Origin of the sequence: Flavobacterium sp. (assembly GCF_004295795.1) — a bacterium.
In the GTDB taxonomy this organism is placed as follows: Bacteria; Bacteroidota; Bacteroidia; order Flavobacteriales; family Flavobacteriaceae; genus Flavobacterium.
The window spans coordinates 1-15,904 of the sequence record NZ_SEBR01000023.1 but is presented as its reverse complement, the minus strand read 5'-3'; the positions used below and the strand labels follow the sequence as shown (position 1 = coordinate 15,904).

The 15,904-nt window shown below is 47.7% G+C and carries 15 protein-coding genes; 8 read left to right on the top strand and 7 right to left on the bottom strand.

Features of this window, described 5'->3' with window-relative positions; genetic code table 11:
* Window positions 1-4: 4 nt before the first annotated feature.
* The 6 genes from EOO49_RS16165 to EOO49_RS16140 all read right to left on the bottom strand — a co-directional run bounded on the left by EOO49_RS16165 (window position 5) and on the right by EOO49_RS16140 (window position 4,868).
* Window positions 5-1,009, bottom strand: coding sequence for a bifunctional oligoribonuclease/PAP phosphatase NrnA (locus EOO49_RS16165; protein WP_290847581.1), 1,005 nt, complete (start codon window positions 1,007-1,009; stop codon window positions 5-7).
* Window positions 1,010-2,109: 1,100 nt separating this feature from the next.
* Window positions 2,110-2,490: a fluoride efflux transporter CrcB gene (gene crcB / locus EOO49_RS16160; RefSeq protein ID WP_290847579.1), complete on the bottom strand. Its 381-nt coding sequence runs from the start codon at window positions 2,488-2,490 to the stop codon at window positions 2,110-2,112.
* Complete coding sequence (locus tag EOO49_RS16155; protein ID WP_290847577.1) at window positions 2,490-2,885, bottom strand: biopolymer transporter ExbD; 396 nt, start codon at window positions 2,883-2,885, stop codon at window positions 2,490-2,492. Before EOO49_RS16155 ends, crcB begins: the two co-directional genes overlap by 1 nt.
* Complete coding sequence (locus tag EOO49_RS16150; RefSeq protein WP_290847575.1) at window positions 2,875-3,597, bottom strand: MotA/TolQ/ExbB proton channel family protein; 723 nt, start codon at window positions 3,595-3,597, stop codon at window positions 2,875-2,877. Before EOO49_RS16150 ends, EOO49_RS16155 begins: the two co-directional genes overlap by 11 nt.
* Window positions 3,598-3,786: 189 nt before the next feature.
* A complete protein-coding gene (locus EOO49_RS16145) occupies window positions 3,787-4,365 on the bottom strand; it encodes an alpha-ketoglutarate-dependent dioxygenase AlkB (RefSeq protein ID WP_290847573.1) in 579 nt (192 codons plus the stop codon).
* Window positions 4,362-4,868 carry a hypothetical protein gene (locus EOO49_RS16140; RefSeq protein ID WP_290847571.1) on the bottom strand — a complete coding sequence of 169 codons (507 nt, stop codon included), beginning with the start codon at window positions 4,866-4,868 and terminating at the stop codon, window positions 4,362-4,364. The genes EOO49_RS16145 and EOO49_RS16140 overlap by 4 nt, the downstream gene beginning before the upstream one ends.
* Before the next feature lie 107 nt (window positions 4,869-4,975).
* Here EOO49_RS16140 and guaA point away from each other — a divergent pair, with 107 nt between their 5' ends.
* From guaA to yidC, 8 genes are all read left to right on the top strand, one after another.
* Window positions 4,976-6,505 (top strand): glutamine-hydrolyzing GMP synthase, encoded by a 1,530-nt coding sequence (gene guaA / locus EOO49_RS16135; RefSeq protein WP_290847569.1) that lies wholly within the window; start codon window positions 4,976-4,978, stop codon window positions 6,503-6,505.
* A 16-nt stretch (window positions 6,506-6,521) separates the two neighbouring features.
* Entirely contained in the window at window positions 6,522-7,307 is a 786-nt protein-coding gene (locus tag EOO49_RS16130) for a LysM peptidoglycan-binding domain-containing protein (RefSeq protein WP_290847567.1), read from the top strand.
* Between the two features lie 34 nt (window positions 7,308-7,341).
* Window positions 7,342-9,309: a LysM peptidoglycan-binding domain-containing protein gene (locus EOO49_RS16125; RefSeq protein ID WP_290847565.1), complete on the top strand. Its 1,968-nt coding sequence runs from the start codon at window positions 7,342-7,344 to the stop codon at window positions 9,307-9,309.
* Entirely contained in the window at window positions 9,309-9,707 is a 399-nt protein-coding gene (locus EOO49_RS16120; RefSeq protein WP_290847563.1) for an OsmC family protein, read from the top strand. The genes EOO49_RS16125 and EOO49_RS16120 overlap by 1 nt, the downstream gene beginning before the upstream one ends.
* A gap of 81 nt (window positions 9,708-9,788) precedes the next feature.
* On the top strand, window positions 9,789-10,154 hold the full coding sequence (locus EOO49_RS16115; protein WP_290847562.1) for a DUF805 domain-containing protein: 366 nt from the start codon (window positions 9,789-9,791) through the stop codon (window positions 10,152-10,154).
* 2 nt (window positions 10,155-10,156) lie between these two features.
* Window positions 10,157-10,390: a DUF3820 family protein gene (locus EOO49_RS16110; protein ID WP_290847560.1), complete on the top strand. Its 234-nt coding sequence runs from the start codon at window positions 10,157-10,159 to the stop codon at window positions 10,388-10,390.
* A 107-nt stretch (window positions 10,391-10,497) separates the two neighbouring features.
* On the top strand, window positions 10,498-12,111 hold the full coding sequence (locus EOO49_RS16105; protein WP_290847558.1) for a CTP synthase: 1,614 nt from the start codon (window positions 10,498-10,500) through the stop codon (window positions 12,109-12,111).
* Window positions 12,112-12,141: 30 nt separating this feature from the next.
* Window positions 12,142-14,037 (top strand): membrane protein insertase YidC, encoded by a 1,896-nt coding sequence (gene yidC / locus EOO49_RS16100; protein ID WP_290847556.1) that lies wholly within the window; start codon window positions 12,142-12,144, stop codon window positions 14,035-14,037.
* 312 nt (window positions 14,038-14,349) lie between these two features.
* Here the strand turns inward: yidC and EOO49_RS16095 are convergent, their stop codons facing one another.
* Window positions 14,350-15,315 carry a fasciclin domain-containing protein gene (locus EOO49_RS16095; protein WP_290847555.1) on the bottom strand — a complete coding sequence of 322 codons (966 nt, stop codon included), beginning with the start codon at window positions 15,313-15,315 and terminating at the stop codon, window positions 14,350-14,352.
* Window positions 15,316-15,904 lie beyond the last annotated feature (589 nt).

The following is a 15,904-nucleotide window of genomic DNA, read 5'->3' as shown; positions in this document are numbered from 1 at the left end:
GATGTCAGATGGATATTTGGGAAATCAGGCCTTCGAATTTGTGAACGGTCTCGTCTAACGAAGCGAAAGACTTTCCGCCCGCGGCGTTGATGTGGCCGCCACCGTTGAAGTGGTTTCTCGCGAATTGGTTCACGTCGAAAGTGCCTTTGGAACGGAACGAGATTTTGATGATGTTCTCGTCTTTATGTTCGATAAAAAGTGCCGTGAATTCTATTCCTTTGAGGCTGAGGCCGTAGTTTACGACGCCTTCCGTGTCGCCTTTTGTGTAGCCAAATTCGTCCAGCTCAAGAGCCGAAAGTTTCGAATAGCTGGTTTTTTTGGAAGGAACGATCTTGAGATTCTGCAAAGCGCGTCCCAACAACTGCAGACTGTTGTAAGTCGAGCTGTCGTAAACCGCGTTGTGGATGTAACCGTTTTCGACGCCAAGGTCAATCAGGTCAGCCACAATCCTGTGGGTTTTGCTGGTCGTGGACGGAAATCGGAAAGAGCCCGAATCTGTCATGATACCGCAATAAATGCACGTCGCTATGGTTTTGTCAAGCAAATCTTTCTTACCGAGACCTTCGATGAAATCGTAAATCATTTCGCAAGTCGAACCGTAGGCCGTGTTCGAGAAGGTGTATTTGGCGTAACCGTCGGGTTTTTGGTGATGGTCGATCATGATGAACAAAGCGTTCAGACGCGCCAAAGTGTGTTCCATTTCGCCTGTTCTGTGCAAAGCGTTGAAATCGAGCGTGAACACGATTTCTGCTTTTTCGAGGATTTCCGTGACCGATTCCTTGTCTTTCTCGAAGACGCGAACGGTTTCCGAAGCCGGTAGCCAAGCCAGAAAATCAGGGAATTCGTTTGGAGAGACGACAGTTGGGTTTTGGCCCAGTTTCACGAGAAAGTGATACAGCGCGAGGTTTGATCCCATGGCGTCTCCGTCTGGGCCGCGGTGCGGGATTATCACTATGTTTTTGGGCGTGGCCAGCAAGGCGTTGATTTCCTGAAAATCGCGTTCGTTCATAGGTTGCGAATTTACAGTTTTTTCAGAATTAGAACGGTGTTTTGGGAATTCATTGTGAACGGGATTTTACGTTTTTATTTTTGGGATTTTCAGAGGTTTATAGCGCTGATTCGTGAATTCGTGGCTTCGAAAATATGCGCTTGTTTTCTTCGCCACAGACTTCGTCGGTTTTTTCTGCCACGACCCGAGCAACGCGAACTGGCCGGAGGCAATGCAAGGATTTTAACGCTTCGCATTTCGGATCGCACGGATTCTTGCAAAATAGCCTTTGAACTGGTTTTTATTGGTTGCGGGCTAACCTGCAAGGTTTTGCCAACCTTGTAGGTTATGTTTTTTGAGCGTGATCTCGAAATTTCGGTGTCTTATATTTTAATTGATTTTAACCACGAATTCACGAATTATTCGTTGTGTCTGATTTTTGTCTTGGACTTCGTCCGGTTTATTTTGCCACAGGTGCAAGGATTTTCACGGATCGCACAGATTTAACGCTTTACATTTTTGGATCGCACGGATTCTTGCCAAATAGCCTTTGAACTGGTTTTTATTGGTTGCGGGCTAACCTGCAAGGTTTTTTCAACTTTATAGGTTTTGTTTTTGTGCGCAATCTCGAAATTCCGGTGTCTTATACTTCAATTGATTTTAACCACGAATTCACGAATTAGTCGTTGTGTCTGATTTTTGTCTTGGACTTCGTACGGTTTTTTGCCACAGGTGCAAGGATTTTCACGGATCGCACAGATTTAATGCTTTACATTTTTGGATCGCACGGATTCTTGCCAAATAGCCTTTGAACCGGTTTTTATTGGTTGCGGGCTAACCTGCAAGGTTTTTTCAACCTTGTAGGTTTATATGTTTTGCCGCAATCGCAATTGATAGACTTTTTGAATGCGCGAATCATTGTTGGAAGCCGCTATTTTGTCGTAAGAGGCGCGCGTGCAATTTTGGAAACCGATGTCTAGCCCCGATGCAAGCGGTCAGCCTTTCGCGCAAAAGGAATCTGGTTTGCCCGAAAGCCGCAGCGACCGAAGGAAGCTCGCGGGTTTTGGCTGCAAACCTTTTCCTTTTGAAGAAAGCTAAAAGCGGGCAGCGGGTTTTGGCTTCTAATCGTTAAAATTCGAAAGGTAAAGTCCAAACCAGACAGCAGCCAGACCGACGATTACACTCGAACCGATGTAAAGCAGCGCCAGGCCGTTGTTGCCGTTTTGCAGCAAAGTGACGTTCTCGTGGCCGAATGTCGAAAACGTCGTGTAACCGCCGCAAAATCCCGTGACCAGAAACCACTTGTAGCCTGAATCGACGAGTCCGTTCTTTTGGAGTTGTCCCAGGAAAAATCCTATAAGAAAGCAACCGATGACGTTCGTCGCCAAAGTCGCCCAAGGAAAAATCGAGGTAAAATAGCGGCTTGCGAAAATTGCCGTAAAATAGCGCAACACGCTTCCGACAGCGCCACCTAAAGCGACGAGAAGCGCGTTTTTGAGCATCAGTTCTTGGCCGTCGCGATTACGAAGTTGAGTTTGAGTCGCACTCCGATCTGCATCAAGTCGACCAAATCCTGAACCATCAGATCGGCCGGGATTCTCACGACCACATTTTTGTCGCCCGTGGTTTGCACTCTTTGGGCGATTTCCATTTCAAGCTGGTCGAACGGAATGTTTTCCTTGTTCAGGAAATATTGTTTTTCAGGCGTGACCGACAATGTCAGGTGATCCTTTTTCGTCGTTTCGGTCGATTCGGCTTTCGGAAGCGTCAATTTGATCACGTTCGGGTTGGCCAGCGTCGAGATGATGAGGAAAAACAGGAACAAAAAGAACATGATGTCGCTCATCGAGGCCGAGAACAACTCGGGATGAAAACGTCTTTTTCTTTTAATTGCCATCTGGAGACTGGATTACGTTGATGATTTCAAGGGTTTGGGCTTCGGCTTTTACCGTGAATCCGTCGATGACCATATTGTAAAGGTGATAACCTGCGTAAGCCACGACACCAACGACAAGTCCGGCGCCGGACGAGATCATTTTCTCGTAAAGTCCGCCCGAAATGGTCTGTATGTTCAAATTACCCGTGGTCGAGATCGAGTGGAAGATCTTGATGACTCCGGCAATCGTTCCGATAAATCCCAGAATTGGCGCCACACCTGAAATAAGTCCCAGATAACCGAGGCCTTTTTCCATTTTGGCGATCTCGATGTTCGCGGTTTTTTCCATGGCCGATTCGATTTCGGAAATCGGGCGACCTATCGTCTGGATTCCGGCTTTGAGGATCGTCGCTGTCGAATTGCCGTCGCGGCTGCACAACATCAAAGCGTTGTCGATGCGTCCGGCGCGCAATTGGGCTTTGACCTCGCTCATGAGATTGGCGTCCTGCTTGCCCAATTTTCTGATTGTCATGGCGCGTTCGATGATCACGTAGATGCAAAAGAAAAGCAAAAGGATAAGCGGGTAGATCATGATTCCGCCTTTCAGCACGAAATCGAGGTAAGAAACGTTCTCTGTTACGGCTACAGTAGCGGTGCCGGCGGCATTTTGCGCGTTCGCGATGGTGTCTTGTACCGGTTGCGGATCTTGGAGCAGTAAAGTCAGGAATTGCATAGAAATATATCGGTTTTAATTTGTCTTGAGCAAAAATGCACTTTTTTTAAACGGGCAAAATCGAGATTTAGTGTTTTTTATTAACGGATTGTTGTTGGTAAGGTTGGAAACGCTCTTTTTAAATTCCAAATTCCAAATTCCAAATTCCATCCCGATAGCTATCGGAACCAAATCCCAAAATCCAAAAACTCAATTCCCTATCAACTTCCGAAAAGTCAAATTGATCCTCGCGGTTTTGACCTTTGCGGATTTCGGGATCGCGTGCAGCCATTTTTGCTGGATTTCGCCTTTCATTACCAACAGGCTTCCGTTTTCAAGCGCAATCGATTCGGTGGTTTTGTCGATTTTGTGTTTGAACGAAAAGTTGCGTTCGGCTCCCAGACTTATCGATGCGATTGCCGAAAACCGTTCGATTTCTGTTTCGTCGTCGCTGTGCCAACCCATGCTTTCCGATCCGTCGTGATATAAATTCAGTAAACAGGAATTGTAGGTTTCGCCCGATAGTTCCTCGACCAAATCCTTGATTTCAAGCAATTCATGCGTGAAAGGCAAAGCGATTCTCGTGATTTTGGAATAGGTGTAAGCGAACGGTTTTTCGCCGTACCACGCAGTTTTTCGTTTGGTGACGATGCGTTTTCCGAACAGCATCACCTCGTCGTTTTTCCAGTCGATTTCCGTCAGGAGCGCGTTGAAAAAACCGTCGGGATTCGGGATCACTTGTCCGTGATATTCGGCGATTCCGTCTTTTGAAAGCAAATTCGGAATCATTTGAAAACCGATTTCCGCACGGCTTCAAGCAACTTTTTTCCTTCGGCTTCATCCGAATAAGTCACGTTTATGCTCACGGCTTTCTTTTTGAAAACGCGGGCGAAAGTCACGGTATTGGCCGAAAAAGAAGCGTCGAGCACGACTTTGGACGTGAAAACCGCGAATTTTTTCCCGCTGAACGTCTCCGAAGTCTCGACCGTCGTGGACGAACCCGGAAGTTGCTCGTTTGCGGCTTCGGTCACGTCTTTTTTGACCGCTCGCAACGCCTCGACGTAATTGCCGTCTTTCGATTCGTCGAAATCTTCCCAATAAGCCTGGATGTTGTTCGAAGCGTCTTTTTCGTAGGCGACGATCATGTCGGGTTGGTCGGTATGCATTTTTTTGTAGTCCGACGGAAGTGAAATCGTCCATCCGAATTCCTTCGAAGTAAAGACGGTCGGGCTGTTTTGGGCGAATCCGACGTAGGAAATCAAGGCGAGAAATTGGGCGAAGACTGTTTTCATACTGCAATTATAACGCATAATCGTGCCATTTCGCCGGTGTTTTGCAACTGTTAAGAAAAATTTGGGCGCAGGGTTTCCCAATCCAATATGTTGAATTATTTTTGCGCATGCAACACAACGTCCTTATCCTTGACTTCGGATCGCAATACACACAACTTATTGCGCGCCGCGTTCGCGAACTGAACATCTTTTGCGAAATTTTCCCTTACAACCATTTTCCTGAAGACTTATCGAGCTACAAAGCCGTGATTTTGTCGGGCAGTCCTTTTTCGACACGTGCCGATGACGCGCCGCATCCTGATCTGTCTCAAATCCGCGGAAAAATGCCTTTGCTCGCCGTTTGTTACGGAGCACAATATCTGGCGCATTTCGACGGTGGGGAAGTGGGTGCTTCGAGCACTCGCGAATATGGCAGGGCGAATTTGTCCTATATAAAAGAGGAGGAGGATTTCTTTGCGGATGTTCCCGGAAATTCACAGGTCTGGATGTCACATTCCGACACGATCAAGAAATTGCCGACCAACGGAGTTAAGCTCGCGAGTACACATGACGTGGAAAACGCGGCATACCGAATCGAAGGCGAGACGACCTACGCGATCCAATTCCATCCCGAAGTCTATCACTCGACCGACGGAAAGAAAATGCTCGAGAATTTCCTCGTGAAAATCGCCGAAGTGCCGCAAAACTTCACTCCGAACGCGTTCGTCGAGGAAATCGTGACCGAGCTCAAAACCAAAATCGGGAACGACAAGGTTGTTTTGGGATTGTCGGGCGGCGTCGATTCGACTGTTGCCGCGGTTCTGCTGAACAAAGCCATCGGAGACAACCTTTACTGCATTTTCGTAAACAACGGATTGTTGCGAAAGAACGAATTCGAAAGCGTTCTCGATCAATATAAAGACATGGGATTGAACGTGAAAGGCGTCGATGCCGGCGACAGGTTTTTGGGCCAGCTCGAAGGCATTTCCGATCCCGAGACCAAAAGAAAGGCCATCGGACGTGTGTTCATCGAGGTTTTCGACGACGAAGCACATTTGCTAACCGACGTAAAATGGTTGGCGCAGGGCACGATTTATCCGGACGTGATCGAATCGGTTTCGGTGAAAGGTCCGTCGGCGACGATCAAATCGCACCACAACGTTGGTGGTTTGCCCGATTTCATGAAACTCAAGATCGTCGAGCCGCTTCGCATGTTGTTCAAGGACGAAGTGAGACGCGTGGGCAAATCTTTGGGCATCGATGCTGAACTTTTGGGACGTCATCCTTTTCCTGGTCCGGGCTTGTCCATCAGGATTTTAGGCGATATCACGAAGGAAAAAGTTCGTATCTTGCAGGAAGTTGATGCCGTTTTCATAGACGGTCTGAAGTCTTGGGGCTTGTATGATAAAGTCTGGCAAGCGGGAGCGATTTTGCTTCCGGTAGACAGCGTCGGCGTAATGGGAGACGAGAGAACCTACGAAAAAGTAGTCGCCCTTCGCGCCGTGGAATCGACAGACGGAATGACAGCCGACTGGGTGCATCTGCCTTACGAATTCCTGATGAAAGTATCCAATGACATCATCAATAAGGTCAAAGGCGTGAACCGCGTCGTATACGATATCAGTTCCAAACCGCCGGCCACGATAGAATGGGAATAATCTAACCCGAATGCACATGAGAAAAGTAATTCTGATTTTACTACTAACGATCGCCCCGAATCTTTTCTCTCAAGAAGCAACCGAAGGACAGGAAGTACGAATCGTCAATCATCAGGTGATGATGGGCGAGTCGGTGAGAATGCTTTCCAAAAAGTATCTCGTGCCTCCGTCCGAAATCTACAGAATGAACAAATTCGCGGTAGACGGCATCAAAGAAGGCATGGTCCTCAAGATCCCGGTTCCCGTGAAGGAGGAATCTGTCAAGCAAACCCAGACGGAAAGCGCTGTCGCGGAAACCGTGCAAAACGAGGTCGTGCCGCAAAGCAAGCCAGATAAAAGCACCTATCAGCAATCTGTGACCGATGTCGAAAAGGCGATGGACGAGGTGGAATCGTCTTCGGGCGGATCGACCTTATCGCACAAAGTCGCTTCGGGCGAAACTTTGTCGGGTCTGGCCGAACGGTACAATGTTTCGGTAAAATCGATAAAAGAGGCGAATCCGAAAGTGGGCAAACGCGGTCTCAGAGCAGACGAAACCATAAAGATTCCGGCGAGCGGCGGTGTCGTTCCATCGAACGAGAATGCGGCTTTCGAAAGTCCGAAATCGGCTGCGACCGAAAACACTGGCACGGAAAATGCAACGCCGTCTGGCGAACCTGTCACGCACACCGTTCAATCAGGCGAGACTTTGTTCGGCATCGCCAGAAAATATAACGTGGCGGTCGACGTTATCAAACAACAGAATCCGAAAGTGGCCAAAAAAGGGCTGCAACCGGGACAAGTCCTGAAAATCACCCAGTGATTCCAGACGATTTACACAACCAACAATGCAAATCATGAAGTACTTTTTTTTATTGTTTTTCGCTTTTGTCTCACTTTTCGCCTCGGCACAGGATTATGTGAAACACAAGGTGGCCAAATCTGAAACGGTCACCCAGATCGCAAAAAAGTACAGCGTCACGCCATTCGATATTATCCGATTGAATCCCGATGCCCAAAATGGCGTCAAGGAAAACGACGTTTTGCTGATTCCGAAGAAAGTTTTGGGAAGCAAGCCACAAGCCAAACCGCGAACGCATCTGGTCGAACAAGGCGAGACTTTTTACGCGATTGCGAGAAAGTATGACGTAAATGTGAAAGATCTCGAGAAAGTCAATGCCGATATGGTCAAAGACGGACTCAAAGCGGGTCAGATCGTATCCATTCCGGGCGGAACTGTCGATGTGAAACACGAAATTCCATCGGAAGCAAAACCGTCCGAAAACAAAACGCCTGCGCCAACAGCCGACTCTCACATCGTTTTGGCCGGAGAAACCAAATACTCGATTGCCAAGAAATACAACATTTCGGTAGCCGATCTCGAAAAACAGAATCCGTCGATAGCTTCTGGATTGCAAACCGGCGCGACGTTGCAGATCAAAGGCACTCCGACGACGACCGAAAGAGTTGTCGAGCGTCCGAAACCGCGAGTGCAGGAAATTGTCGTTCCCGGAAAAGTCGAGACCGAAGTCGTCAAAAAAACGGGAAAAGCGGGTTATGCGAATTATGAGGTCAAAGCCGGAGAAACGCTTTTTGGGCTGGCCAAATCGTTCAATGTATCCGAAGAACAACTTTTGGAATTGAATCCGACATTGAAAGACGGGGTCAAAACGGGAATGATCCTCAAAGTTCCGGGCAAAGGCACGATCGAGGTCGAGGCCAGAAAAGATTACACCGACCTGACCAAAGTCGCGAAAGGCGGCGACCGCAGGAAACTCGTGCTTTTGCTTCCGTTCAACGCTATGAAAATCAGTGCCGATACGACGAAAGCATCGGCTGAAAAACTCAAGAAAGATTCGTTCCTGAACATGACGCTCGATTTTTATTCGGGTGCGCTCATGGCAATCGATTCGGCCAAAACATTGGGATTGAACGTCGATGTGAAGATTTTTGATTCAGAGGAAAGCAAGGCTTCGTCGAAAGTTGTCGATCTGATAAAATCCAAGGACATCAAGAATGCCGATGCCGTGATCGGGCCGTTTTACCAACAACACGCCGAAAGAGCCGCCGAGGAACTGACTGCCTCGAATGTCGCGGTTATTTCTCCGCTTTCAAAAGAAGCCGGCAAGAAGTTCGGCAATTTGTATCAGGCGATGCCATCGGAGCAATATACCAAAAAAATGATGCTCGATTTCCTGACTTCGAAAGGTGCGAATGTGATCATCGTAAGCGATCCGAAAAGGAATTCGACCAAAGAACTCATTTCGCAAAGCGGCTATCAAGGCGTAAAGCTTGCCGAAGTCGACGCGTCAGGTTCGGTTCCGGCCGATAAGTTGCGCGCGCTGCTGTCGAAAGACCAACAGAATTACATTGTACTCGACACCGAAAAAACGGGAATGATTTTAGGAACGACGAATTTGCTTTTGGCCGAAGTGAGCAATTACAAGATCCAGATCGTGATTCTCGAACCGAACGACACGCTCGATTTCGAGGAGATTTCGATGAAACGGCTTACGGTGTTGAAATTGCTTTATCCGTCGATGACGAGAGATAACGATTCGCCCGCGGCACAAAATTTCCGCAATTCGTATAAGGAGAAAAACCGCGTGTTCCCGAATCAATTTGCCACGAGAGGTTTCGACGTGACTTTCGATACTTTGTTGCGCCTGTCGCAAGGCAAGACTTTCGCCGAATCTGCAGCCGAACAAAAAACCGAACAGGTAGAATCGAAATTCGACTATGGCGCCAAGGAAGGCGGCTTCGTCAACAAAGGCATTTACATCTTGCAATACAACGAAGATCTTAGCGTAAAAGAAGTAGAATAATGACATCAAAAGTGACTTATCTGGGCGATTTGAGAACATCGTCCGTGCATATACAATCGGGAAGTGAAATCATTTCGGATGCGCCCGTCGACAACAACGGAAAAGGAGAAGCTTTTTCTCCAACCGATACCGTGGCGAACGCCTTGGCAAGTTGCATGCTTACTGTAATGGGAATCAAGGCCAGGACAATGGAAGTCGATTTCACGGGAGCGAAAGCAGCGGTAACAAAGCACATGCAAGCCGAACCGAGAAGAATCTCGAAGATCGAGGTGCATTTCGACATGGGCATTTCTCCGGATGAAAAGACCAGGACGATTCTTGAACGCACGGCCATGACTTGTCCGGTTTACCTGAGTTTGCATCCCGATATCGAGAAAGTCGTCACGTTCACTTGGTGAGTTGAAAACTTTTGAGGCGTTTGAACATTTATTCATCGGGCATTTCCCTAAATTGCCCCACAACCAATACCAATCACATTTATGTTCAAGAATCCTTTTTCTTTTGAAGGTCGTATTCGAAGACTCGAATTCGGGCTTAGTTTTTTGCTTTATCTGGTGGTCTATTTTCCATTGGCATTTTTTACCGGAATGTTGTCGGGAACGCCAACCGGAGTCGGGTCTATTTTGTATCTGCTGATATTTGTCCCATTGGCGTGGTTCATAATTGCACAAGGCGCCAAGAGATGCCACGACCGCGGAAACAGCGGTTGGTGGCAATTGATCCCGTTTTACAATCTGGTGCTTCTTTTCGGCGAAAGCCAGTTCGGCGAGAACGAATATGGCCTGAATCCAAAAGGCGAAGGCAACGGATCGGAGATGAACGAAATCGGAAACCAAAACCCATAAGATTGGACTTCGACCCGAGAGAACAACTCCTTAAATTGGCACACGCTAAAATGCCCTTCGGTAAATACGAGGGGCGTTTTCTTGTTGACCTACCCGAATATTACGTGATCTGGCTCAAGAACAACCGCTTGCCACAAGGACTTTTAGGACGCCAGATTCTCGAGGTGTACGAACTCAAACTCAACGGCATGGAATCGATTTTGCGCGAATTGCGGTCGCGTTACAGAAAGCCTTGACTTTTGGATGGAATTGTGAATTGCCAACTGCTGAATCTCGATTTATAATCGTATTTTTGCCCCGTTTTTTATAGAACGCAACACACAACACAGCTACCCAACTATTTATGAACCAAACGAAATATATTTTTGTTACCGGCGGTGTGACGTCTTCCCTTGGAAAAGGGATCATCGCGGCGTCGCTCGCAAAATTATTGCAGGCCAGAGGCTACAGGACCACGATCCAGAAGTTTGATCCTTATATCAATGTCGATCCGGGAACCTTGAATCCTTACGAGCACGGAGAATGTTATGTGACCGATGACGGAGCCGAAACCGATCTCGATCTTGGCCACTACGAGCGCTTCCTGAACGTTCCGACTTCTCAGGCGAACAACGTCACGACGGGTCGCGTTTACCTTTCGGTCATCGAAAAGGAGAGACGTGGCGAGTTTTTGGGTAAGACGGTCCAGGTCGTGCCTCACATCACCAATGAAATCAAGGAACGCATGCAGTTGCTTGGGAATTCAGGCAATTATGACATCGTGATCACCGAAATCGGAGGAACGGTGGGTGATATCGAGTCGCTTCCTTACATAGAATCGGTGCGCCAGTTGATTTGGGATTTGGGCGAAAGCAACAGTCTCGTGGTGCATTTGACTTTGGTTCCTTATTTGGCCGCGGCCGGAGAATTGAAGACCAAACCGACGCAACACTCGGTAAAGACTTTGATGGAAAGCGGAATCAAGGCCGATATTCTGGTTTGCAGAACAGAGCACGAGTTGTCCGACGAATTGCGTCAGAAAATGGCGTCTTTCTGTAATGTGAGCCGTGATTCTGTAATCCAATCCATCGATGCTTCGACGATTTACGAAGTCCCAGCCCTGATGCTTCAGGAAGGACTCGACGTCGTAGCCCTCAAAAAATTGAACCTTCCGAAGAAAAACACACCCGATTTGACGAATTGGAACGTTTTCCTGCACCGATTGAAAAATCCGAAGCACGTCGTGAACATCGGCCTTATCGGAAAATATGTGGAATTGCAGGATTCTTACAAATCGATCCTCGAGGCGTTCATCCACGCCGGAGCCGCCAACGAAACCAAGGTGAACGTCGTTTCGGTACATTCCGAGCACATCGATTCGCAATCGGTTTCCGAAAAATTCAAAGACCTCGACGGACTTTTGGTCGCGCCTGGCTTTGGGGAACGCGGCATCGAAGGAAAGATCGAAGCCGTTCGCTATGCGCGTGAAAACAATGTCCCGTTTTTGGGAATTTGTCTCGGGATGCAGATGTCGGTCATCGAATACTCGAGAAATGTCCTGGGATTGAAAGATTCCAATTCGACCGAAATGAACGAAGGCACGGCAAATCCCGTCATCGATTTGATGGAAGAGCAAAAAACGATCACCGACAAAGGCGGAACGATGCGTCTTGGCTCGTGGAAATGCGATATCAAGGACAACACTTTGGCGCGCATGATCTACGGAAAAGCCCAGATCGAGGAACGTCACCGTCACCGTTACGAATACAATGGCGAATATGCAGATTCGTTGCAGAACGCCGGACTCAAATCGTCTGGAATCAATCCGGATACCGGTTTGGTCGAAATCGTCGAATTGCCGACGCACCCGTTTTTTATCGGAGTACAATATCACCCGGAATACAAAAGTACAGTCGCAAACCCGCATCCGCTTTTCGTGGCATTCGTCGAGGCGACCGTCAAAGCAAAACAGAAGTAAAACCCGCACGTTCAGTGCATCGCATTGCAAATGGAAGAAAAAAAGTTTAACCTGAGTTCGATGATCGGCTTCGTGCTGCTCTTCGGGATTTTCGCCTGGATGTTCTATCAATCGCCATCTGAGGAAGAAAAGAAAGCGGAAAAAGCAAAACAGGAACAAGTAGAAAAAGCCAAAAAGGTCAACGAGGCCAAGATGGCCAAAGCCGATGAAGTCGCACTCGATACGGTCGCGAACGATTCTGCCAAGATCGCCGCTTTGAAAGGCACTTTGGGCAGTTTCGCTTATTCGGCAACGCTTCCTACGGCAAAAGATGCCACGACCACACTCGAAAACGACCTGATAAAACTCGTCATCTCGAACAAAGGCGGCTACTTGAAAGAAGCCGTTCTCAAGCAATACGAACGCTTCAGCAAAGGTTCGGGACAACTCGTGGAATTGGTCAACAAGAACAACGCGAGCCTGAATCTGCAATTGCACACTTCTGACAATCGCGTGCTCGATACCAAAAATCTGTTCTTTGAACCGACTGTTACAAAAATCGGCGACAGCCAGGTTTTGACTTTGCGCCTAAAATCAGGTCCGGAGCAGTATCTGGAATATCGTTATGTGCTGAAACCGAACGATTACATGCTCGATTTCGACATCCGTTCGCAAGGTTTGGCCAAAGTGCTGAATACCTCGAAACCGGTCGATTTGCACTGGGATTTGAAGACTTTCAGAAATGAGAAGAGCGTATCCTACGAAAACCGTTACGCCGAAATCGTCTACGAACACGACGGCGGAAAAGACAGTTATCTCTCGCAAGGAAAAGATGAAAAGGAAACGATTGAAGACGTGACGTATGCCGCGTTCAAGCAACACTTTTTCACTTCGATCCTGTTGACCAAAACGCCATTGAAGTCGGTTGATTTCGAATCGCAGAATTTGGTCGATGACGAGAAAATCGATACGGTCTTCACCAAGCAGTTCCGCATGAAAGCGCCTTTGGCCTTCAACAGCGCGGGCGAGCTCGACTACAAGATGAATTGGTATTACGGTCCGGCCGATTACAAACTTTTGTCTTCTTACGACAGAAATCTCGATGAGATCATTCCACTTGGCTGGGGCATTTTCGGATGGATCAACAAACTCATTTTCGTGCCTTTGTTCGGATTCCTCGGATCGATCATCCCTTACGGAATTGCGATCATCCTGTTTACGCTTCTGATAAAATTGGCCATGTCGCCAATCACTTACAGATCGTTCCTTTCACAGGCGAAAATGCGAGTGTTGCGTCCGGAAATCACCGAAATCAACGAGAAGTTGAGCAAAGATCCGATGAAGCGCCAGCAGGAAACGATGGCGTTATACAACAAAGCTGGTGTGAATCCGCTTGCGGGCTGTATTCCGGCTTTGATCCAGTTGCCTTTCGTTTATGCGTCTTTCCAGTTTTTCCCGTCGGCGATCGAATTGCGCCAGAAGAGTTTCCTTTGGGCAAAAGACCTTTCGTCTTTCGATGAAGTGGCCAAATTGCCGTTCAGGATTCCGGTTTATGGCGACCACGTAAGCTTGTTCCCGATTTTTGCCGCCGTGGCGATCTTCTTCTACATGAAACTCACCTCGGGCGACCAGGCGATGGCACAACCGCCGCAAGAAGGCATGCCGGATATGAGCAAGGTGATGAAAATCATGATCTACCTTTCACCGCTGATGATGTTGTTGTTCTTCAACAATTACGGTTCGGGTCTTTCTTTGTACAACTTTATTTCCAACTTGGTGACGATCGCAATCATGGTCGTGATCAAACGCTACGTCGTGGACGAACAGAAAATCCACCTGCAAATCCAGGAAAACAAGAAAAAGCCCAAAACACAAGGCAAGTTCCAAAAGCGTATGCAGGAATTGATGGAGCAAGCCGAAGCCCAAAAGCAGAACAAAAAGAAATAAGATTTTCCATTATACAGAAAAAGCTTCCCGATCGTGGAAGCTTTTTTGTTTTTGGATGGTTTGTGGTTTGTCAGGCGGTCCGAAAATAAACGGACAAATTCCAATTTGAGCATTCAGGTTTGAGATGACAGGTTATGAGAGCTTGAGTTTCTTAACTACTCCATCCGAAGTTGTGCCTAATCGCTTCCGCGGATCACGAACAATTCCGCCAATCCGCAAATCTGACAATCCACAGATCCAAAAATCCGCCAATCCAATACAAAAAAAAGCCTCCGATTAAGGAAGCTTTAAGTTTGGAAGATTTCCGGAAAATTACAACCCGGGCAACAACCCGTTATCGATGACGTGGATCACGCCGTTCGAAGCGATGATGTCTCTCGTGGTCGTTCCCGTAAAATTTGCCACGCGGGCCTGTGTGTCGGTGATTTTCTTTCCGCCTCCGGTATTTTGGACGGTGAAATTCTGTCCGGCAAGTGTCGCGTACGGTCCGTCCGTGATAACGCTGTAAAGTTTGGCCGTGCTCAAGATGTGGTAATTCAGGACTTTCGTCAGATTCGCTTCAGGGATATCCGAATAATTGTCGACATCAAGCGTGTTCAGGATATTGTTCATTCCTTCGTTGGTTGGAACGACAACGGTGTAAGGCGACTGAGGTCCGTTGCCTGACAACGTCTGGGCAAATTGAGCCGACGAATACGTCTGCAAGGCGGCCGCAAAAGAAGAAAACGCCGGATTGGCCTGAATGTGGGTGTAAACGCTAGGCATAGGAACAACCCTGTCTACAATGTGGATTCTTCCGTTAGAGGCGCGAAGATCGGCAGTCGTTATAGTAGAAACGCCGTTGAGCTTAATCGTCGATCCGTCGTTATTGATGAAAACGCTCAACGTCGAGGTAGTCGATGCCGAACCTTTTGCCTGCGTTTTTTTGTAACCTGTAACGAGCGCCTGTCCGTCGACATCGCCAGAAATGAAGTGGTTCAGGACAACCTCGCGAAGCAAAGCAGCCGGAACCGCGTCGATACTCGAATAGCCACTTTCCAAAAGAAATTGGTCAAAAGCTGAATTGGAAGGCGCGAGCACAGTGAATTTTGTCGAGCCCGTGAGCCTTTCGCCAACGCCGGCCAAATCTGCAGCGGCTTTGAAAGTCGTAAAACCGTTCGAGTTCAGGGTTTCAGCCAGATTGGTTCGGCCCGTGCCGCTACCGTTGTCGTCGTCTCCGCATGAAACCAAAGCCGCCGAGGCGAAAATGGCCAAAAAGAGATTTTTTAAAGAAATCATTTTTTTCATTGCAATACTTGTTAGAGTTATTTTTCGCAAAACTATCATTTTAACGCGAGCGATTATTTAAAATTTTATTAAAACGCGTTTTGGGAGGTTTGGCATTTCTGATTGTCAGATTTGCAGATCGCAACGATGTTATCCATAGAGTTCGGATGGAATTTGGAATTTGGGATTTTCAATTTGGGATTTATTTTGGGCGTTGCGCCGAAACAACTCCCGCCTCCGATTCAAACCCGTGCGGCGCCGGGCTTCCGGCTTAATCTTTACGGGCTTGCTTCGCCGCCCTTGAAAAGGATAACGCCTCAAATCCCTAACGCGATTCCTGTGAATCGAGATTTTTATTCTCGACCAAACCTGCAAGGTTTTTTTCAACCTTGTAGGTTTTCTTTTTCGCTGCGCAATCAATTCAGATTCCATTTCCAATTCACATGCGCTTTGTCGCCAATCGTTGCCGCGGACTTCGTCCGGTTTTTTTGCCACAGATTCACGGATTTACACGGATTGCACGGATTTTGATGCTTCGCATTTTGGATCGCACGGATTTTTGTCGATAAAATCCCTAACGCGATTCCTGTGAATCGAGATT